The organism is Microbacterium sp. LWH13-1.2 (assembly GCF_038397735.1).
Lineage (GTDB): Bacteria > Actinomycetota > Actinomycetes > Actinomycetales > Microbacteriaceae > Microbacterium.
Window position 1 is genome coordinate 265,413 of the sequence record NZ_CP151635.1, and the last position, 19,732, is coordinate 285,144.

19 protein-coding genes and 1 tRNA gene are annotated in these 19,732 nt (G+C 68.7%); 18 read left to right on the forward strand and 2 right to left on the reverse strand.

Translation table 11 applies throughout. From position 1 onward, the window contains the following. Window positions 1-204: 204 nt before the first annotated feature. Window positions 205-2,148 carry a sigma-70 family RNA polymerase sigma factor gene (locus tag MRBLWH13_RS01125; protein ID WP_341956516.1) on the forward strand — a complete coding sequence of 648 codons (1,944 nt, stop codon included), beginning with the start codon at window positions 205-207 and terminating at the stop codon, window positions 2,146-2,148. A gap of 4 nt (window positions 2,149-2,152) precedes the next feature. Here the strand turns inward: MRBLWH13_RS01125 and MRBLWH13_RS01130 are convergent, their stop codons facing one another. Then, a complete protein-coding gene (locus MRBLWH13_RS01130; RefSeq protein WP_341956517.1) occupies window positions 2,153-3,748 on the reverse strand; it encodes a helix-turn-helix domain-containing protein in 1,596 nt (531 codons plus the stop codon). Window positions 3,749-3,936: 188 nt separating this feature from the next. Between MRBLWH13_RS01130 and MRBLWH13_RS01135 the strand changes: the two genes are divergently transcribed. The 14 genes from MRBLWH13_RS01135 (at window position 3,937) to MRBLWH13_RS01200 (ending at window position 17,651) form a co-directional block, all read left to right on the forward strand. After that, the gene (locus tag MRBLWH13_RS01135; protein WP_341956518.1) at window positions 3,937-4,839 is read left to right on the forward strand and encodes a transporter substrate-binding domain-containing protein; all 903 of its coding nucleotides are present in this window, start codon (window positions 3,937-3,939) and stop codon (window positions 4,837-4,839) included. Window positions 4,840-4,844: 5 nt separating this feature from the next. Beyond that, entirely contained in the window at window positions 4,845-5,789 is a 945-nt protein-coding gene (locus tag MRBLWH13_RS01140) for an amino acid ABC transporter permease (RefSeq protein ID WP_341956519.1), read from the forward strand. After that, the gene (locus tag MRBLWH13_RS01145) at window positions 5,786-6,553 is read left to right on the forward strand and encodes an amino acid ABC transporter ATP-binding protein (RefSeq protein WP_341956520.1); all 768 of its coding nucleotides are present in this window, start codon (window positions 5,786-5,788) and stop codon (window positions 6,551-6,553) included. The genes MRBLWH13_RS01140 and MRBLWH13_RS01145 overlap by 4 nt, the downstream gene beginning before the upstream one ends. A gap of 23 nt (window positions 6,554-6,576) precedes the next feature. Further along, window positions 6,577-7,758, forward strand: coding sequence for an alpha-hydroxy acid oxidase (locus MRBLWH13_RS01150; protein ID WP_341956521.1), 1,182 nt, complete (start codon window positions 6,577-6,579; stop codon window positions 7,756-7,758). Window positions 7,759-7,819: 61 nt separating this feature from the next. Then, window positions 7,820-9,613: a sigma-70 family RNA polymerase sigma factor gene (locus tag MRBLWH13_RS01155; RefSeq protein ID WP_341956522.1), complete on the forward strand. Its 1,794-nt coding sequence runs from the start codon at window positions 7,820-7,822 to the stop codon at window positions 9,611-9,613. 57 nt (window positions 9,614-9,670) lie between these two features. After that, window positions 9,671-10,993: a cysteine desulfurase gene (locus tag MRBLWH13_RS01160; protein WP_341956523.1), complete on the forward strand. Its 1,323-nt coding sequence runs from the start codon at window positions 9,671-9,673 to the stop codon at window positions 10,991-10,993. Next, window positions 10,990-11,424 carry a Fe-S cluster assembly sulfur transfer protein SufU gene (sufU, locus tag MRBLWH13_RS01165; protein ID WP_056309693.1) on the forward strand — a complete coding sequence of 145 codons (435 nt, stop codon included), beginning with the start codon at window positions 10,990-10,992 and terminating at the stop codon, window positions 11,422-11,424. Before MRBLWH13_RS01160 ends, sufU begins: the two co-directional genes overlap by 4 nt. A gap of 44 nt (window positions 11,425-11,468) precedes the next feature. Next, window positions 11,469-12,407, forward strand: coding sequence for a GNAT family N-acetyltransferase (locus tag MRBLWH13_RS01170; RefSeq protein ID WP_341956524.1), 939 nt, complete (start codon window positions 11,469-11,471; stop codon window positions 12,405-12,407). Window positions 12,408-12,464: 57 nt separating this feature from the next. Continuing rightward, window positions 12,465-13,106 (forward strand): NAD(P)-binding domain-containing protein, encoded by a 642-nt coding sequence (locus MRBLWH13_RS01175; RefSeq protein WP_341956525.1) that lies wholly within the window; start codon window positions 12,465-12,467, stop codon window positions 13,104-13,106. Window positions 13,107-13,245: 139 nt separating this feature from the next. Then, complete coding sequence (locus MRBLWH13_RS01180; RefSeq protein ID WP_341956526.1) at window positions 13,246-13,902, forward strand: GntR family transcriptional regulator; 657 nt, start codon at window positions 13,246-13,248, stop codon at window positions 13,900-13,902. Between the two features lie 101 nt (window positions 13,903-14,003). Continuing rightward, entirely contained in the window at window positions 14,004-14,213 is a 210-nt protein-coding gene (locus MRBLWH13_RS01185; RefSeq protein WP_341956527.1) for a heavy-metal-associated domain-containing protein, read from the forward strand. A gap of 9 nt (window positions 14,214-14,222) precedes the next feature. After that, window positions 14,223-16,457: a heavy metal translocating P-type ATPase gene (locus MRBLWH13_RS01190; protein WP_341956528.1), complete on the forward strand. Its 2,235-nt coding sequence runs from the start codon at window positions 14,223-14,225 to the stop codon at window positions 16,455-16,457. 74 nt (window positions 16,458-16,531) lie between these two features. Next, window positions 16,532-16,777, forward strand: coding sequence for a hypothetical protein (locus MRBLWH13_RS01195; protein ID WP_341956529.1), 246 nt, complete (start codon window positions 16,532-16,534; stop codon window positions 16,775-16,777). A 10-nt stretch (window positions 16,778-16,787) separates the two neighbouring features. Further along, on the forward strand, window positions 16,788-17,651 hold the full coding sequence (locus MRBLWH13_RS01200; protein WP_341956530.1) for a hypothetical protein: 864 nt from the start codon (window positions 16,788-16,790) through the stop codon (window positions 17,649-17,651). Window position 17,652: 1 nt separating this feature from the next. On the opposite strand, the gene MRBLWH13_RS01205 is transcribed toward MRBLWH13_RS01200, so the two are convergent. Next, complete coding sequence (locus MRBLWH13_RS01205; protein WP_341956531.1) at window positions 17,653-18,492, reverse strand: SDR family oxidoreductase; 840 nt, start codon at window positions 18,490-18,492, stop codon at window positions 17,653-17,655. Window positions 18,493-18,620: 128 nt separating this feature from the next. Here MRBLWH13_RS01205 and MRBLWH13_RS01210 point away from each other — a divergent pair, with 128 nt between their 5' ends. The 3 genes from MRBLWH13_RS01210 to MRBLWH13_RS01220 all read left to right on the forward strand — a co-directional run bounded on the left by MRBLWH13_RS01210 (window position 18,621) and on the right by MRBLWH13_RS01220 (window position 19,727). Beyond that, the gene (locus tag MRBLWH13_RS01210; protein WP_341956532.1) at window positions 18,621-19,202 is read left to right on the forward strand and encodes an asparagine synthase; all 582 of its coding nucleotides are present in this window, start codon (window positions 18,621-18,623) and stop codon (window positions 19,200-19,202) included. Window positions 19,203-19,270: 68 nt separating this feature from the next. Then, window positions 19,271-19,343 (forward strand) — tRNA-Arg (locus MRBLWH13_RS01215). A gap of 99 nt (window positions 19,344-19,442) precedes the next feature. Beyond that, complete coding sequence (locus tag MRBLWH13_RS01220) at window positions 19,443-19,727, forward strand: hypothetical protein (protein ID WP_341956533.1); 285 nt, start codon at window positions 19,443-19,445, stop codon at window positions 19,725-19,727. Window positions 19,728-19,732: the final 5 nt, after the last annotated feature.

A 19,732-nucleotide genomic window follows, 5' to 3' on the forward strand; every position in this document is an offset into this window, starting at 1 on the left:
CGAGGGCGCCCGTCACGATTCGCCGCCGTCAGGGTCTTGTAGGTATGGCCATCGGCCTGGCGTCGGACTCCCGCCCGGCGCACCGCTTCGCGAGAATCGACGCCTCCCCGGCCGACTCACGCACTGCGGAATCGACCCTTACGAGAGTCGGAGGGACGAGGCACCCCCAACGTCTCGTCCCTCATCCGCCACATCCGGAGCAGCATGAATCCCCCCACGCCTCTCGACAGCGACGACGACGCGCTCATCGAGCCCTCAGACGACCAGATCATCGATGCGGTGCGTGGCGGCGACATCGGGGACTTCGCACTGCTGTGGCGGCGTCACGTCGACGCCGCTCGTCGGGCCGCGCGTGCGATCTCACCGTCGGCGGACCCTGACGATCTCGTGAGCGAGGCTTTCGCATCGATCCTCCGCGTGACCAAGGCCGGAGGGGGCCCGAGCGACGCCTTCCGTCCGTATCTCCTCGCCACTCTTCGCAATACCGCCGCCCGTTGGTCGCGCGGATCAGGGGTGCTGTCGATCGAGGTGATCTCCGAGCAGGAGCTGGCGTCGGACACCGACGACCCCATCGAGCGGATGTCAGAGCGCTCCAGCGTGGCCGAGGTCTTCGGCAAGCTGTCTGCGAGACACCGGACGCTGCTGTGGTACCTCGAAGTCGAGGGGATGAAGCCGCGAGAGCTCGCCCCACTCATGGGGATCACCCCGAATGCCGTGTCTGCGCTCGCGCTCCGCGCACGGGACAGCTTCCGCCGGGCCTGGCTGCAGACGCACATCCACGATCCGTCGCGGTCCGAGGACTGCCGCTGGTTCTGTGAACGCATCGTGGCGCAGCGTGAGCGCCCGGTGCGGGGCGATGATGCCGCACGCTTCCGAGCTCACATGCGCAGCTGCCGGGGATGCCAGCTCGTCGCAGCCGAGATCGACACGGTGTCGCAGAGGCTGAGGTCCATCCTCCCGGCAGCTCTGCTCGGCGGTGCGGCAGCCGGCCTCTACGCAGGTCCCGACGCGACGGCGACGGCCGCTGACGCGGTGACGGATCACGCGAGCGACGTCCGGTCGTGGCTCGAGCACGCGGGGTCGGGTCCCACGGAGACCGCGACAGCCGGCGTGGCGCCTGCGGTCATGGCCACGCGAGTCGGCATCGCCGCGCACGCGACCTCGCCCGCCCCTTTCCCGATGAGCGGGCTCGCCGCGCTGGCAGCCACGGCCGTCGCTGTTCTCGGAGCAGTGGTGTTCGGCGGGAGCGTGCTGAATCTTCCCCATGCGGGTGATGAGGATGCCACGTCGTCGAGCATCGAGGCCTCCGATCCGAGAGGAGAGCTTCCACTGGCGCAGGCCGCCGAGGAAGCACCGCGCGCGGCGGATCCCGCAGGGCCTGCGAGGCGCCCGAGCCCCGGTTCCCAGCGCCTGCTGACCGTCGAGGCTCAGCCCGACGCGGTGGAGGTGGACGGCACGTCAGCCCGGACCGGAGCGCCGTCTTCGCCGTCAGCGACGCCGACGCCGAACACGACGCCGAACCCGAATCCGACGCACCCGCAGCCCCAGCCGACATCGTCACCGAGGGCGCCGGTGGGGCCGCCCGTGGTCGACTCGCTGATCCAGGAATCCCACGACTTCCGCATCACGAGGTCGATCTCCCAGTACTCCCTGGTGCCGGGGTCTATCGAGGGCGCAGGCTCGCCCGGGGCGATCGTGAGCGTGGTCGACGAAGCAGGTGTCGTCCTCGATGCCGCGTCGGTCGAGGACGACGGCACCTTCGTGCTCGACGTCTCCGGCGAGCGGCTGCGCCAGGGGATCACACTGAGGGTGCGGCATGAGGACGCCCGCACAGGTGTCACAGGGTGGGCGGAGCCGATCGGACCGCTGTTCTTCGTGGTGCCGGAGATCCAGACCGGCGACGATGACCAGTGTCGCGTACCGCCGGCCATCGAGCGTGACTGCCTGCGCGTGCGTGCGGAGCCCGGGACGTGGATCGAGCTGGTCGACGAGCAGGGGCGCTCGAAGATCGTGAGGATCCCCCAGGGCGTCGACGAGCTGGTTCTGTTCGACGTCGGGGCCGGCACACCGGTCGTCGCGGCTCGCTACATCGATCCGACGAACGGGAGGTCCGGAGTGTCGGTCGCGGTCCCCCCGGGCGTCGGATGACGATTCAGCGCGAAGAGCGGGAGGCGACCGACAGGCGCAGCCACAGCCACAGTCGCGTGTCCGGAGAGTCGAGATCGATGCCCAGGTCGTTGCGCACGACGTCCAGGCGATACCGCACGGTGTTCTGGTGAACGTGCAGCGCGGCGGCGGTCTCTCGTACGCTCCCGAGGTGGTCGAGGTAGATGCGCATGGTTCTCGACAGATCCGTGCCCTGCGCCGCATCGTGCTCGGCCAGGATGCTCGCGGAGTCGCCGACGGCGGCATCGAGGCCTTCGATCAGGTCAGTCACCTGCAGGATCGCGAGCCGATCGCGCATCTCGTCGAACGTCGCGATACGGGTCTGGCGGTGACGGTCGTCAGCGACGGGAGTGCTCATCAGCACTCCGGCTGTCGCACCGGCCTCGCGATGCGAGCGGGCGATCCCGTTCACGTCGTACGCGCGAGTGCCGATGCCGGCGATCAGCGCGGTGTCGGTTCGGATGACAGCCTGCGCGAACGTGTGCGCGCGCGCAGCGATCGAGCCGGGGATCAGCGTAACGACCTGCGTGCCGATCACCGCGCTGTGAGAACCGGGGAACGCGGCGCTCGACACGCTGATCGCCAGATGCAGCAGTCGATGCAGGCCCCGCATCGCCTCGACCTGGTCGAAGGTGTCGACACGGAAGCACACGATCGTGCACCCGGCCTCCGGGCGGATCAGCAGCTGCGACGCCGCGCTGCGGGCGTGCCGTTCGTCCTCGAGCAGAGTGCGGAGCAGGCCGGAGTTGCGCTGGTCCCGATCCGCCGCGTCCTCCCGTGCCCGCAGCAGGTGCTGCGCGGCTATCGGTTCCATCTCCTCGAGAAGGGTCATGGTGCGCGGGGCGAGCGCGGGGTCGATCTGGATCACCCAGATCGACCCGAGGAGCTCGCCGGACGCCCGCACCGCGATGCCGACCCGACCGAACTGGTCGGTCTCGGACGGGAAGTGCCTGGCATCGGGAGCTCGGAGCAGCGACTGGTAGTCCAGGTCGGACGAGATGGGGATCTCCTCCTGCAGCAGGAGCGTCGTGCGGCGCCGGATGTCGTCGATGGGCTGCTCGCTGTGGGTCGAGTACCCCACGACCTGACCGGTGGAATCGACGACGCTGACCGCGCCCTCCGACAGCGTGGCGAGCGCATTCGCGAGGCCGAAGAGGTCACCGAGGCGCACCCCTGTCACGTGGCCGACGGAGTGCGGGCTGAGAAGCGACCGCAGGACGTTCGCCAGCTGCGCCCAGTCGCCCTCCAGGTGGTGCAGCAGCGGAAGCGCACTGGTCCACTCGGGAGCCTCGCTCGATATGTCGACGGGCTGCGCGCGACGAACGATCAGGGCCGCTGCACCCACTGCGGCCAGCTGCACGGCGAGTGCGGGCAGGTCGGCTTCGGCGACGCCGGCGGCGAGCACGATCCGATCGCGATACTCCGTCGCATCGAGTGCGGGGTCGAAGAAGTCCACTCCTCTGAACGCCGTCGTATCCGCATCGGAGTCAGCGGTGCGAGTGGAGAGAGACCCGTCCGCGACGAGGAGAGCCTCACGGAGCGTCGGGGCTCCAGGATCGCCGGTTTCCGGAAGCGTGGTCATGGAAACTTCTCCATTCAGAAAAGGAAACTGCCAGAGAAACTCACATATCGGTCAGATCGGTTCCTCGTAAGACTGAGAGTACGAGGTCGACGGGGCACCTCGCGAGATATCCGACCATCTCCTCTTCTCGCACCTCACACGCGCAGATGGATTCCGGGCAACGTCGCCCCCTCACAGAGGACGCTCACATGAACATCACTCACGACCTTCGACGCCGCTCGACCGCGGCGCTCGCGGCCTTCGGCGCGGCTCTTCTGCTCGGCGGCTGTGCGCCACAGGGCGCCACCGCGCCGAGCGTCGACGAGATCACCATGGAACCGGTGGCGGATGCCGTGGCACTTCTTCCGGACGAGCTGAAGGACGGCGGCACCCTTCGGGTGGCGATCCCGACCAACGAGCCGCCCACCCAGTTCTACCGCGAGGGCACGCAGGACATGACGGGAATCAACCCTGACATCGCGCGTCTCCTCGCCGGTGCGCTCGGCCTCGAACTCGACATCGAGGTGACCACGTTCGACACCATCATCCCGGGTATGAGTGCCGGACGGTACGACCTCACGGTGTCGTCGATGACGCCCACCGAGGAGCGCATGGAACAGCTCGACTTCGTCGACTACGTGCAGATGGGCAGCGCGCTCGCCGTGCCGACGGGGAATCCGCAGAAGATCGCGTTCGGCGGCCTGTGCGGCAAGCGTGTAGCGGTGCTCAAGGGTTCCTACCAGCTCACCGTCAACGTCCCGGGGCTCGACCAGGCGTGCGAGGACGCGGGTGAGAAACCTCTGGAGATCCTGCAGTTCCAGGACACCAGACAGGCGGTCTCCGCACTCCTCAGCGACCGAGCCGATGTCGTCTACGCGGATTCGCCGATCCTCGGCTACGCGGTCGCGCAGGACACGAAGCTCGAGGTCGGCGACGAGAACGACTTCGCTCCCGTGGCAGTCGGCATCCCGCGTGACGCGGGCACCCTCGACGCGGTCGCCGAGGCGATGAGCGCGATACTCGCCTCTCCGGAGTACGAGGAGGTTCTCGCCGACTACGGCCTCGAGTCGATGGCCATCACCGAAGCTCGCGTGAACGCGGCGCAGGGCTGATCGACATGGCCATCATCGACGAGGGCGCCTCTTCGGCGGAAGAGCCCGCAGGAGAGGCGACCGGGCTGCAGCGCACACTCAGTTCGCTGGAAGTGCACAAGAGGCGCCGCTTCGGCCTCCTCATCGGCGGTGTGCTGCTCTGCCTGTTCGTGGCATTCTTCCTGATCGACGTCGCCACCAATCCGCGATTCGGCTGGCCCGTCGTCGGCGCCTATCTCTTCGATCCGCAGGTGCTGCAGGGCATGCTGCTCACGCTCGTGCTCACGGTGGTCTCGATGACGGCCGGCATCATCCTCGGTGTCGTGCTCGCCATCATGCGCGTCTCGGGGAACCCCGTCTTCGCGGGGGTGAGCGGTGCCTACGTCTGGTTCTTCCGCGGCACTCCGCTGCTGGTGCAGCTCATCTTCTGGTACAACATCGCGGCTCTCTACCCCGTCATCGCATTCGGTCTGCCGTTCGGCGGTCCGAGCATCGTGTTGGGCTCGGCCAACGTGCTGATCACGCCCCTGGGTGCCGCTCTGCTCGGCCTGTCGCTGAATGAGGCGGCCTATATGGCCGAGATCATCCGCAGCGGCATCTCGTCGGTCGACGAGGGGCAGCTCGACGCCGGGCGAGCGCTCGGCATGACGCGTTCGAAGATGCTCCGCCGCGTGGTCCTGCCCCAGGCGATGCGGGTGGTGATCCCGCCCACGGGGAACCAGATCATCTCGATGCTCAAGGGCACATCGCTCGTCAGCGTGCTCGCGATCTCCGATCTCCTCTACGCCGTGCAGTCGATCTACTCGCTCAACTACGAGGTGATCCCCCTGCTGCTCGTCGCGTGCATCTGGTATCTGGTGCTGACCACGGTCCTCAGCGTCGTGCAGTCCCGCCTCGAAGAGCGTTACGGCCGGGGCTTCACCCCTCGACGGACAGCTCGCGTCAAGAAGTCGAAGGAGCCGGTCGCATGACGCGCAACATGGTCGACATCCGCGGAGTGCGGAAGGCCTTCGGTCACAACACCGTGCTCGAGGACGTGTCTCTGCAGATCCCCGCGGGGTCGGTGACGTGTCTGATCGGCCCCAGCGGCTCCGGCAAGACGACGCTGCTGCGCTGCGTGAACAGGCTCGAGACGGTCGATGCGGGGATCATCCTCGTCGACGGCGAGCTGGTCGGCGCCACGCGGCACCGCGGGAAGCTGATCGAGGCGAAGGAGTCCGCGATCGCGAGGACTCGTCGTCACACCGGCATGGTGTTCCAGCGCTTCAACCTGTTCCCGCACCGTACGGTGCTGGAGAACGTCATCGAAGGGCCGACGCAGGTTCTCGGCCGTTCCCGCGGGGAGGTCGTGAGCGAGGCGATGGTCCTGCTCGAGCGGGTCGGCCTCGCCGACAAGGCGTCCTCGTATCCGCAGGAGCTCTCCGGCGGGCAGCAGCAGCGCATCGCGATCGCCAGGGCGCTCGCGATGAAACCGAAGCTGATGCTCTTCGACGAACCGACCTCGGCACTCGACCCCGAACTGGTCGGCGAGGTCCTCGCCGTCATGCGTGACCTCGCCGCCGAGGGGATGACCATGATGGTCGTCACCCACGAGCTCGGCTTCGCCCGGGAGGTCAGCGATCAGGTCGTCTTCATGGCCGGCGGCGTCGTCGTCGAGAGCGGATCGCCTGAGGACGTGCTCGCTCGTCCTCAGCACGGACGCACCCAGACCTTCCTCTCCCGAATCCTGCACTGACCTCACACCCACAGGAGTATGACGTGCGCAACATCCACAGCATCGAGGACCTCAGGATCCGTGCTCGCCGACGCCTGCCGGCGATGGTCTTCGACTTCATCGAGGGAGGGGCTCTCGACGAGCTCACCCTTCGACGCAATCGTGAGGCGCTCGACGCTCACCTGCTGCCCCAACGGGTGCTCGTCGACACCTCGCAGCGCCACGCGGCGACAAGCATCCTCGGAACCCGACTCGACCTTCCCCTGGTCGTGTCCCCCATGGGTCTCCTGACGGCGTGCCACCCCGACGCCGACGTGGCCATCGCGCGGGCAGCCGCGACCGCAGGAAGTGTGTTCGTGCACAGTCCCTGGTCCGGCTGCTCGCTCGAAGAGGTGACGGATGCCGCCCCGAAGCGGGTCTGGGCGCAGATCGCCTTCTGGAACGACGCTGACGAGACCCGCCGACACATCGATCGTGCGCGAGCTCTGGACATCGACACCCTGGTCGTCGCCGGCGACGTCGCGGTGTCGAGCAAGCGTGATCGCGACCTCCGGCACGGCACGGGCATGCCGCCGAGGCCGCCACTCCGCGACGTCCTGAACACCGCACTGCATCCGGGCTGGGTGATGCGCTGGCTGCTCGGCCGGTCCATGACCTGGGGCAACTACCGCGTCGACGGGCGAGCCATCCGCATGCGCGAGATGGAGGCCTGGATGGAGCACAACGAGAACCAGTCGGCGACGTGGGACGACATCGCCCGGCTCCGCAGCACCTGGAGCGGCAACATCGTCGTGAAGGGCGTCATGACGCCCGAGGATGCACGCCTCGCCATCGATCACGGCGCCGACGGTGTCTTCGTCTCGAACCACGGCGGCCGTCAGTTCGACAGCCAGCAGGCGACGATCGAGGCCCTCCCGGGGGTCGTCGACGCGGTCGGCGGACGCGCTGCCGTGATCGTCGACGGCGGGATGCGGCGCGGATCCGACATCGCGAAAGCCCTCCTGCTCGGTGCGGATGCGGCCGCGGCCGGCCGGCCGTTCGCGCTGGGACTCGCGGCGGGTGCGCAACCCGGTGTCGAGCGCGCGTTCGAGGTGCTCCACGACGAACTCCTCACGGTCATGGGCTTCGTGGGGGTGACCCGCGTCGAAGAGATGCCCTGCACGCTGGTGGACACGACGGGGTCGCGTCTCGAGGCCGCGGTCTCAGCGATCGAGGCGGCGCGGTGACCGGCGATCAGACCCCCGGCGTGCATGACACGCGGCGCATCGCGGCGAAGGGCCGTCCGTCATGACCGTGCTGCCGTCGACCGTGATCCGCACGCGACTCGACCCGGATACGAGCGATCACGATCTCGTGCGCGCCACCCGCGACGGGGACAACCGGGCTTACGGGATGCTCTGGGACCGCCATTCTCCCGCCGCGCTGCGTGCCGCCCGGGCCATCACGAGCTCGATCGACCCCGAGGATCTCGTCAGTGAGGCCTTCGCGAAGACCTTCAGTGCGATCCGCAACGGCGGAGGCCCGACCGAGGCGTTCCGGCCCTACCTGTTCGCGGCGGTGCGCAGTGCCGCCGCGACCTGGGGAGGAAAACCGAAGGATCTCGCCCTCGAGTACATCGACGAATTGCCCCTCGACGACTCGGAGGACTCCCTGGACATCCTCTCGGACAAGGCGCTGCTGACGGCGGCGTTCAAGGACCTGCCGGAGCGGTGGCGCACGCTGCTGTGGTACCTCGAAGTCGAGGGGATGAAGCCGCGCGAGATCGCACCGTTGATGGGCATGACACCGAATGCCGTCTCGGTGCTGGCCACGCGGGCCCGCGAGGGCTTCAAAGTCGCTTGGCTGCAGGCGCACATCAAAGAGCCGGGTCGCGATGCCGAGTGCAGGTGGACCTGCGAGCGCATCGTCGCCCAGGGGCGCAGGCGCCAGGTCTCACGTGCGGACCGTTCGCGATTCGAGGCGCATCTCGAAAGCTGTCACCGCTGCACGATGGCGAGCACGGAGATCGCGCAGGCGTCGTCCAAGCTGCGTGCTCTGCTGCTGCCGGCGATCATCGGCGGCCCTGCAGCGGCGGCCTACTCCGCCGCGACGCCGGCACCGGTCATGGCAGCGGCTTCCGTCGCCGTGCTGCCCAAGGGAATCGCGCCCTGGCTGCTCGTCGGCGGAGCGGTCGCTGCCGCGGCCGCCACGGTCGCGGCGATCGCGGTCGCCGCCCAGCTCTCTCCGAAGGCGATACCCGGCGCCGAGTCATCGCCCCCGGCTGCGCTCGTCGTCGAGTCTCCTGCGCCGATCGCGGCGCCGTCGGCCACGGAGTCTCCGGCGGTGCCGGTGCCGCCGGAGGCGCCTGACTCACCCGACCCCGTTCTCGAACTCGAGCCCGACAACGTGGTCAGCCGCGAACAGAGCGACGCCTCGCCGGCGCCGGAGGAGGTCACGGCCTCGACGACTCCGCCGGAACCCCGATCGCAGCCGCAGCGGATGCCGCCGGCGGCCCCTGTCGAGGAACCTCAGGTCGAGGAGCCCGTCGTCCTTCCTGTGACGGTCGCGTGGAGCGTCCCGACGTCGATGATCGTGCCCACCGCCGTCACCGGCACCGGTGCCGCGGGTGCCGAGGTCGAGATCCTCGACGAAGCGGGCCTCGTCATCGCGTCCACCGTCGTCGATTCCGCCGGTTCATTCTCGGTTCTTCCCGATGTCGAGGGCCTTCATCAGGGCATGTCCATCTCGGTGCGCCACACCGCGCTCACCGGCGAGCAGACGGTGAGCGCTCCGATCGGTCCCTTCTCCTTCGAGACTCCGTCGCTCGCTGAGGTCTCCGACACGTTCATCCCGCGCATCGACGCCGACGCCGATGGAGCCCGCGACGACATCAGTTTGCTGCTTCAGGGCATCTCCGGCTCGACGGTGTCCGTGTCGGTCGACGGCGGAGCGGCGATGCGCATCGTGCTCACCGAGGCATCCACCCGCGTGTCTGTGCTCGACGTCCGACCGGGGCTGCGTCAGATCACCGTCCGCTACGTCGATCCGGTCACGGGGGTACTCGGGCTGGCGGAGGTCCAGGGTATCCTCGTCTCTCCGTGAGCGTCGTGTGCCTGCGGTCGTGACCCCACTCGGCGCACCAGATGAGAAGCTAGAAGGATGAGCACTTCTCGCGATGCCGACGTGATCGCCCCGCTGAGCGACGATCCCCTGACGGATGCCGAGGTGCGGCGCCTGCGCGAGGACTTCCCGATCCTGCAGGTCGAGGTCAACGGGCATCCGCTCTCGTACCTCGACTCGGGTGCCACATCACAGCGCCCGCTCGCGGTGCTCGATGCCGAACGGACGTTCGCGACGACGCTCAACGCGGCCGTGCACCGCGGAGCCCACACTCTCGCGGCCGAGGCCACGGAGATCTTCGAGGATGCCCGCGCCACCGTCGCGCGGTTCATCGGCGCCGACGAGGGCGAGATCGTCTGGACGTCCAACGCCACGGAGGCCCTCAACCTGGTCGCCTATTCGATCTCCAACGCGTCCCTCGGGCGCGGGGGAGCGGCCGCCGAGCGCTTCCGTCTGCGTGAGGGCGATGAGATCGTCACGACCGAGATGGAGCACCACGCCAACCTGATCCCCTGGCAGGAGCTCGCGGCCCGCACCGGGGCGACCCTGCGGGTGATCCCGCTCGACGACGACGGCGCACTGCGCCTCGATATCGCCGCCGAGCTGATCGGAGAGCGCACCAGGCTCGTCGCGTTCACCCACGTGTCGAACGTGCTCGGCGTCATCAACCCCGTCGAGCAGCTCGTCGCTCTGGCGCGAGCCGTAGGTGCATTCGTCGTGCTCGACGCCTGCCAGTCGGCACCTCATCTGCCGCTGGATGTCCGCAGGCTCGACGTGGACTTCGCCGTGCTCTCCGGACACAAGATGCTGGGTCCGACCGGCATCGGCGCACTGTACGGTCGTCGCGAGCTGCTCGAGGCCATGCCGCCGTTCCTCACCGGCGGCTCGATGATCACCACCGTCACCACGACGGAGGCCGTGTACATGCCCCCTCCTCAGCGTTTCGAAGCCGGCACGCAGAGGATCTCGCAGGCGGTCGCGCTCGCCGCGGCGGTCGACTATCTGTCCGCTGTCGGAATGCCGCGCATCGCCGCGCACGAGGCCGCCTTCGGGGCGCGTCTCGTCGAGGGGCTCACGGCCATCGACGGCGTGCGCGTGCTCGGCGCCGGCATCGACCTGCCGCGGGTCGGACTCGCGAGCTTCGATGTCGACGGCATCCATTCGCACGACCTCGGCCAGTTCCTCGACGACCGCGGAATCGCCGTGCGGGTCGGGCACCACTGCGCGCAGCCGCTGCACCGACGCCTCGGCGTCACCTCGTCGACGAGGGCGAGCACGTACCTGTACACGACCGATGCCGAGATCGACGCCGTGCTCGACGGTGTCCAGGGTGCCATCGACTTCTTCCGGAGGGGCGCATGAGCGACCTGCAGAACCTGTACCAGGAACTCATCCTCGACCACTCCCGCACCCCGCACGGGTTCGGGCTCCGCGGCGAGATCGCGGCGCAGTCGCACCAGGTGAACCCGACCTGCGGCGACGAGGTGACCCTGCAGGTGCACCGCGCCGGCGACGGCAGCATCGAGGCGATCGCGTGGGAGGGGCACGGCTGCGCTATCTCGCAGGCATCCGCCTCGCTTCTGGCCGAGCTCGCCGAGGGGCTGACGGTCGAGGAGCTCGAGATCCGTATCGCGTCGTTCCGCGAGGCGATGCGCTCGCGCGGCAAGATCGAGCCGGATGAGGAGCTGCTCGGAGATGTCGCCGCCCTCGGCGGCGTCTCGCGGTACGTGGCGCGGGTGAAGTGCGCGATGCTGGCCTGGGTCGCCGTGGAGGACGCCCTGCACAAGGCGTGAGGCGTAGGGCATGAGACCGGCGCCGCGAGGTGCAGGATGGAACCATGCCCCTTCTTCTGAATCCTCTCAGCGCAGAACGCTTCGACGACTGGCTCGGGGTGACGCGTGAGCGGCTGATCGCTCTCAGGCAGGACTCGGGGATGTTCGTCGGCGACGATGCCGCCGCCCGCGTCGAGGAGTTCCTGGCCGAGATGCTCGCAGACGGGCATGAGACGCCGACCTCGCTGATCCTCGAGATCGAGGATGACGGGACCCGGCTGGGCACCATCTGGCTCGCGGCGAACAACGGTGTCCTGTTCGTCGTGGATATCTCCTTCGAACGCGCACCGAGCGTCGGTCAGCGCGGTGCGCTCCTCGACGCGCTCCAGGAACTCGCCCGCACGCAGCAGGTCGATCGGATCAGCATGGGCGTCTTCGCCTCCGACAGCGAGAGCCGCGCATTCGTCGAGCACGGTGGTTTCGAGGTCGCCTCGATCCAGATGCTCCTCGAACCGCTGCCGACGCGAGAGACGGGTTCGCGTGTCGTCGTGAGGCCCATGACGGCAGAGCGCTTCACCAGCTTCGCCGAGGCATCCGAGGCCGCCTTCGCCGAGGATCTCGCCGCCTCCGGTCGGTATTCGGCAGAGGATGCGGCGGTCGAGTCGCACAGGCAGATGGAGCTCGAACTGCCCGACGGGGTCGCCTCGGAGGGACAGGAGCTGTTCACCGCCGAGGCCGACGGTGTCGAGGTGGGAGTGCTCTGGATCGGCGTCCGCTCTCGCGGCGGCCGCCTGCACGGGTTCATCCTCGACATCGAGATCGCCGACGATCAGCGCCGAAAGGGCTATGGCCGCGACGTCATGCATGCGGCCGAACGGGAGGCCGCACGGCTCGGAGCCGACTCGATCGGTCTGCATGTCTTCGGATTCAACGCCGGTGCGATCCGGCTCTACGAGAGCCTCGGCTATCGCCGCGTGGAGGAGCGCTTCCTCCTCACCGTCTGACCACCACACGCGGTGTCACCGAGGGAATAGCCCTGCCGCGCAGGCGTTGGCCCGAGCATGACAACTCTCGGAATCATCGGTGCAGGGCACATCGGCAGCCAGGTCGCGCGCGTCGCGGTGGCGAACGGATACGACGTCGTGATCGCGAACTCGCGCGGACCGGAGACGCTCGCAGACCTCGTCGCGGAGCTCGGCCCACGGGCGAAGGCCGCGACTGCCGCCGAGGCGGCAGAGGCGGGTGACGCGGTCGTCGTGACGGTGCCGCTCGGGAAGATCGATGCCCTCCCGGCCGAACAGCTCGCCGGCAAGATCGTGCTCGACACCAACAACTACTACTTCGAGCGCGACGGCCACATCGACGCCCTCGACAAGGGCGAGACCACGACCTCCGAGCTCCTGCAGGAGCAGCTGCCGACCTCGCGCATCGCGAAGGCCTTCAACCACATCTTTGCCGCGGACATCACGACCGACGGCACTCCGGCGGGTACCGAGGGCCGGCGTGCACTCGCGACTGCGGGCGACGACGCCGAGGCGGTCGCGTTCGTCACGCGCTTCTATGACGAGGCCGGCTTCGACACGGTCAACATCGGTCCGCTCAGCGAGTCCTGGCGCGTCGAGCGCGATCGCCCCGCCTACGTCGTGAAGCAGACCGCCGGGGAACTCGCGGCCAACCTCGCGATCGCGAACCGCCTGCCCTGAGCGACGCAGAAGGAGCGGGGTGGATGCCGCGGCATCCACCCCGCTCCTTCTGTGTGTCGAGCGCTGCACGGTCGTAATAGATTCACCCGTTGGGATACCAAAACTTGTCGGACCGGTGTGCAGGTGGGACAATCACGGTATGGCGGGGGTGGGCACTGCCGGCGAGCTCGAGTCGGTGAGGGTGACGCGCATTCTGCGCGATGACATCATCCTGGGTCGACGCGCGCCCGGATCCCGGCTCGTCGAACGCGATATCGCGGCAGAGCTCAACGTGTCGCGACTTCCGGTGCGCGAGGCGATCCGCGCGCTCGTCGGCGAGGGCGTCGTGGTCGCACGGCCCCGCACCTGGGCCGTGGTGCGCGAATTCACGCACCGCGACATCCAGGACTTCGGTGAGGTGCGGGAGGCGATCGAGACCCTCATCTTCGTGTTCGCCGCCGAGCGCCACGACGACGCGGGTATCGCGAGGCTGCAGGCGGCGTACGAGCGTGAGCTCGCGGCATCGAAGGCGGGGGACATCGAGGCCGCCCGCATCGCGGCGGGGGAGTTCCATGAGATCTCGGCGGAGCTCGCCGGCAACGAGATGCTCGGAGAGCTGATCGGCGTGTTCGTCACGCGGCTACGGTGGCTCTTCGGACAGCACGACGATCTGCTCGCCATGGCGGAGGAGCACCGTGTGATCCTCGAAGCGGTCGTGGCTCGCGACGTCGAGACGCTGAAGTGGCTGATCCCGCGTCACCTGGCCAGCGGCCAGGCTGCGGCAGAGCGGCGTCTCAGCAGCCCGACGTCGATCTGATCATCCTCGCGTCGAGGGAATACCCTTCGCGGATACTGTTATGACCATCAGGATACCCCTAGGGGGTATTATGATCGAAGACAGTCGAGAGGAACGCACACATGAGCACCACTACTTACTCCGTCATCGGAATGACCTGCGGGCACTGCGAGGGTTCGGTCCGCAGCGAGGTCGCGAAGCTCGACGGCGTGACCGGCATCGAGGTCAGCGCCGCAGCGGGCAGCCTGACGGTGACCTCCACCGGCGACCTCGACGACGCAGCCGTGCTGGCCGCTGTCGATGAGGCCGGTTACAGCGCCACCCGCGCCTGAGAAGTGAGCATGTCAGGCGGAGCGGTGACCTACGACCTCGAGATCGAGGGCATGACGTGCGCGTCCTGCGCCTCGAGGATCGAGAAGCGACTCAACCGCATGGAGGGGGTGGCGGCCACCGTCAACTATGCGACCGAGAAGGCCCATGTTCAGGTCGAGTCCGGCATCGCCGTCGACGACCTCATCTCGGAGGTCGTCCGCACCGGGTACGCGGCCGCGCTCCCGCGGGAGACCGAGTCCGCCGAGGTCGACCCCTCGTACCGTCGGCTGCGGCTCCGCCTCCTCGTCGCCGCGGTGCTCGCGATCCCCGTGATCGCCCTCGCGATGGCTGAGCCGCTGCAGTTCCCTGGGTGGCAGTGGGCATCGCTCATCCTCGCCACGCCTGTCGTCACCTGGGCCGCCTGGCCTTTCCACCGGGCCGCATTCCTCAACGCGCGCCACCGCGCCGTCACGATGGACACCCTCATCTCTGTGGGCGTCGGCGCGGCCTACCTCTGGTCGCTGTACGCGCTGTTCTTCGGAACCGCCGGCATGTGGGGAATGACCCACCCGTTCCGATTCACGATCGAACGAGGCGACGGTCTCGGCAGCATCTACCTCGAGGTCGCCGCCGGCGTGACCATGTTCCTGCTGCTCGGACGCTTCCTCGAGCAGCGTTCCAAGCGTCGTGCCGGTGCGGCACTCCGTGCGCTCGGAGAACTCGGCGCCAAGGACGTCTCGGTCTTGCGCGGTGGGCGGGAAGAGCGGGTGCCGCTCGAGCGGCTCCGGGTGGGAGACGTGTTCGTCGTGCGCCCGGGCGAGAAGATCGCGACTGACGGAATCGTGCGCGAGGGGTCGTCTGCGGTCGACGCCTCGATGCTCACGGGTGAAGCGATCCCGGTCGAGGTGCGAGTCGGCGACTCGGTCACCGGAGCCACCGTCAATGTCGGCGGTCGCCTTCTCGTGTCGGCGACGCGCATCGGGGCCGACACGCAGCTCGCCCGTATGGCGCGTCTCGTCGAAGAGGCCCAGTCGGGCAAGGCCGAGGCGCAGCGGCTCGCCGACCGGCTCTCGGCGGTCTTCGTACCCATCGTGTTCGCGATCTCGGCCCTCACGCTCGTCGTGTGGTTGCTGATCGGGGGCGGTGCGGCTGCCGCGTTCACCGCAGCCGTAGCGGTGCTGATCATCGCGTGCCCCTGCGCTCTGGGACTCGCGACCCCGATGGCGCTGCTCGTCGGCACAGGACGCGGAGCGCAGCTCGGCGTGCTCATCAAGGGTCCGGAGGTGCTCGAGTCGACCCGCCGCGTCGACACGATAGTGCTCGACAAGACCGGCACGGTCACCACGGGGCGCATGACGCTGGTCGAGGTGATCGTCGCGGATGGGGAGGATTCCACCGAGGTACTCCGCCATGCGGCTGCTGTCGAAGAGGCATCCGAGCATCCCATCGCCCAGGCGATCGTCCGGGGCGCCACCGAGCGCATCGGCGATCTGCCCGCCGTGCACGACTTCCGCAGCATCGCGGGCCGCGGCGTCACGGGGGTCGTGGAATCGCATGCCGTGATCGCCGGTCGGCCCTCGCTTCTCGAGGACTGGGCGCTGTCGCTCGACGGCATGCTCGCCGCGGCATTCGACAGCGCCGAAACGGATGCGCGCACGGCCGTGGCGGTGGCGTGGGACGGCCGAGTGCGAGGCGTCCTCGTCGTCGCGGACCAGGTCAAGCCCACCAGCGCTGACGCGATCGCCGCCCTCCGGACGCTCGGCCTGCGTCCGGTGCTGCTCACGGGTGACAACGAACGGGCGGCGCGGAGCATCGCGGATGCCGTGGGCATCGATGACGTGCACGCAGGGGTCCTCCCCGAGGGCAAGGTCGATGTGATCACTGCGCTGCAAGCGCGCGGTGCGGTCGTCGCCATGGTTGGGGACGGCGTCAACGACGCCGCGGCTCTGGCGCAGTCCGACCTCGGGATCGCGATGGGGACAGGCACGGATGCCGCGATCGAAGCATCCGATCTGACGCTCGTCCGGGGCGACCTCTGGGGTGCGGTGGACTCGATCCGGCTGGCTCGACGCACGCTCGGAACGATCCGCGGCAACCTCTTCTGGGCGCTCGCGTACAACGTCGCGGCTATTCCGCTCGCTGCTCTCGGCCTGCTCAACCCGATGCTCGCCGGTGCGGCGATGGCATTCTCGAGTGTGTTCGTCGTGCTCAACAGCCTCAGGCTCCGTCGCTTCCGGAGCGCGGTGGGCGAGAGAGTGCGCTAGAACGGCGCCTTTCGCGAGGATATATTTGGCCGTACGGAATCGTTCCGGGAAGTCATCTTGTTCTGGGGAGCGACATGAGGGGCCTCGCCGTCGTCACCGGGGGCCTGCTGCTGATCGGCGGGACGGTGCTCGTCGTGGTCGCGGATCAGCAGCGGGTCGACTCGCTCGCCGAGGCGCGTGCCGCGGTCGTGCGCGCCGAAGCCCAGCTCGACGCGACTCGGGACGCGAACTACCTGCTCGCCGAACAGCTGACGGCTCTGCGCGCGGTCATCGCCGAACAGGAGACGCAGCTCGCCGACACCACGGGATTCCTCCCATGACGGGAGCGTCGTGATCCGGAGAGTCTTCTCGGTCACCGTGGTCGCGGCGATCCTCCTCGCCGCAGGCGTGGTCGGCCGTGCCGTGGCGCTCGACGAGGACAGAGCCGCCGCCATCGCCGAGCTGCAGACGCTGTCGCAGTCGACGCGTACCGCGCAGATGCGCACCGACCACCTCGAGGGTGCGATCGATCTCGCTGAGAGCGACACCGTCTCCCGTGCAGCGGTGCTCGAGGTGCGCCCTGCGTTCGTCGAGGGGATCGCCGCGCTCGGTGCCGCGATGGCAGGCGCCGAGGGCAAGGTCGATACGGCCGCCCATCGGGCATCCGCGCTGTCGGCCCAGCAGACCGTGCTCGCCGAGCGCAAGGACCCGGCCACGGTCGTGGCGGCGACCGCCACGGTCCATGCCCTCATCGACAAGCTCGGCGAGGATGTGACCGCGTGGGAGGCCGTCCAGTACGCGGCTCCTGAGGGGCCGGCCTGGTCGTCGAGCGGACCCGACGGCTTCGCGAGGGTGCGCGCCGCCCTGGACGCGGTCGGCGGCAGCGGAGTCGGGCTCTACGAGTCGTCGTCGTGCGCGGGAGGAACGGCGCCGGCCTGCGCCAACAGCAATGGGTACATCAAGTACCGGGCCGACATCTCGGACTGGAGCTCCGACCGGCTGAGGTGGGCGATGGCACACGAGCTCGCGCATATATACCAGTTCAAGGTCTGGGGCGCCCTGACCTCGTCGGGCTCGTACCGGTCGATGTTCGGAGGCGACCCCGAGTTCCTCGCGAACTGCATGGCGGTCGTGCGCGGATTCCCCGGCTCGGTCGGCTGCAACGGCGACCAGCAGGCGTGGGCGTCCGGGATCTGGGTGGGTGCGGTCCGCTGACTCAGCGGATCGGGGTCGTCGTGTCGACCGCCTCGCGCAGCGGGCGCCGCATCACGCGCCAGTAGGCCGCCGGCGCGACGCGCACGAGCACGTCGACGAGGCGCGCCTCCCGGCCGACCATGGTGCGCGCCCGACGTCGCTCGGTCGCACGCACGATCTGCGCCGCGGCATCCGCGGGCTCGGTGTGGTACATCGCCGCCTGTGCGGCCGCCGCCCGTGCCGCCACCGCGGGGTCGATGGCCGCGGCGTAACGGCCATGCAGGATGATGCCCGTGCGCACGCCGGCCGGATAGATCGCGCCGACCGTCACCGAGGAACCCTCGAGCTCGTGGCGAAGCGCCTCGGAGAACCCTCGCACGGCGTACTTGCTGAGTGCATAGGGGATGCGCCCCGCGGGAGCCGCCAGAGCGTAGATGCTCGCGAGGTGCGTGATGTGCGCGGCGCGCTCCCGGCGGAGCGTCGGGAGCAGTGCCTTGGTGATCGACACCGTGCCCCAGAGGTTCACATCGGTCAGCCAGCGCATCTCCTCCATGGTCAGCTGGTCGAGGTTTCCCAGCATCGAGGAGCCGGCACACGTGATCAGCGCGTTCACGTGCGGGTGGGTCGAGGTGATCTCGTCCGCTGCGGCGAAGACGGCATCATCGTCGCGCAGATCGACGACGTGCGTGGTGACGGTCGTGCCCCCGAGGTCTGCCGCCACGGTCTCCAGAGCCTCCGCGTTGTGGTCGACCAGAGCGAGGTGCACGCCGTCCGCGGAGAGGATCCGGGCGATCTCCGCGCCCATGCCGCTCGCGGCCCCGGTGATCACTGTGGTGCTTCCGGTGAGGGTGAGACGCTTCATTGCACTCCTCCTGGCGGCGTCCGGGAGTGCCGCAGGTCGTAGAGCAGGCCGTGGCGACCCGATTCCGATCCATTCTGGCCCACTGCATGGGGGAGCGATACCGGTACGCTCGAAGAGAGGAGGTAGCGGTGGGACGAACTGCGGAGGCCATCGCCGAAGGCGTTGCGATCGCGACCGCTGCCGCGCGCCTCGCCGTCAAGAATCACATCCTCATCGGCACGATCGCCGAGAACGGCGTGTTCGACACCGACAAGTACGTCGCCGACGCGCGAGAAGCGCTGCGGGCGATGGCCGAGGAGTCCGAAGAGGTCGAGCGCAACCTGACCGAGCTGCGCAAGCGTGCTCGCGGTCGCCACTCCGACCCTTCCGGAACGCATGACTACCGCGACCGCGACGTGCGCAACCTCCGTCGCCGCGCCAAGCAGTCGCACGGAGTCGCGACCAAGCTGCGCGAGACGATGGAGAACGAGGCCGCGCTGCGCGCGATCGTCGAGGAGGCCCGAGAGGGGGCCTGGGCCGACGTGCGCCACAACCTCGATCGTCGGCTGCGCGTCGAGGGCATGCGTCCCGATCAGGACCCCGACTACGAGCGGATGCGCGAGGCCCGGATGCAGGCGCTCCGCCTCGTCGACCTGCAGGATCTTTCGTCTCTGCAGCGCGCGAAAGCCAAGCGCAAGAAGAAGCAGACCGTCCCCGATGACGACGACTGATCCTGCTCGATTCGCATTCGAGTGTGGACTGTTATAGGCTGTTCCACGGCCCGCTGAGCGGTCCAGGAGCGCCCGTAGCTCAATGGATAGAGCATCTGACTACGGATCAGAAGGTTAGGGGTTCGAGTCCCTTCGGGCGCACATCAGCTGAAACCCCCGTCGCGAAAGCGGCGGGGGTTTTGCGTTTCTCCGGGAGTGCGCACGGGGATCCCGCCGCCCCGGCTCGGTAGGCTCGTGCACATGACGCTTCCCGAGCAGGCCCAGAACCACCGGGTATGGCATGTGGTGGGCCTGGTGTGCGGCGTCCTGGCTATCGTGTCGCTCTTCGCGCTGCCGAGCGGCATCGTCGGATACCTCGTCGCGATCGGCATCGCTGCGGCCGCGGCGCTGATCGGCCACGCCGCCGTGCGGCGACACGGCGCATTCCGCGCCGCAGCCATCGTCGGGCTCGGCCTCGCGTATCTGGGGCTGATCGTGTCGGTGGGTCTGCTGGTGGTCCGGCTCACGCGAGTGTTCGCCGGCTGAACGGA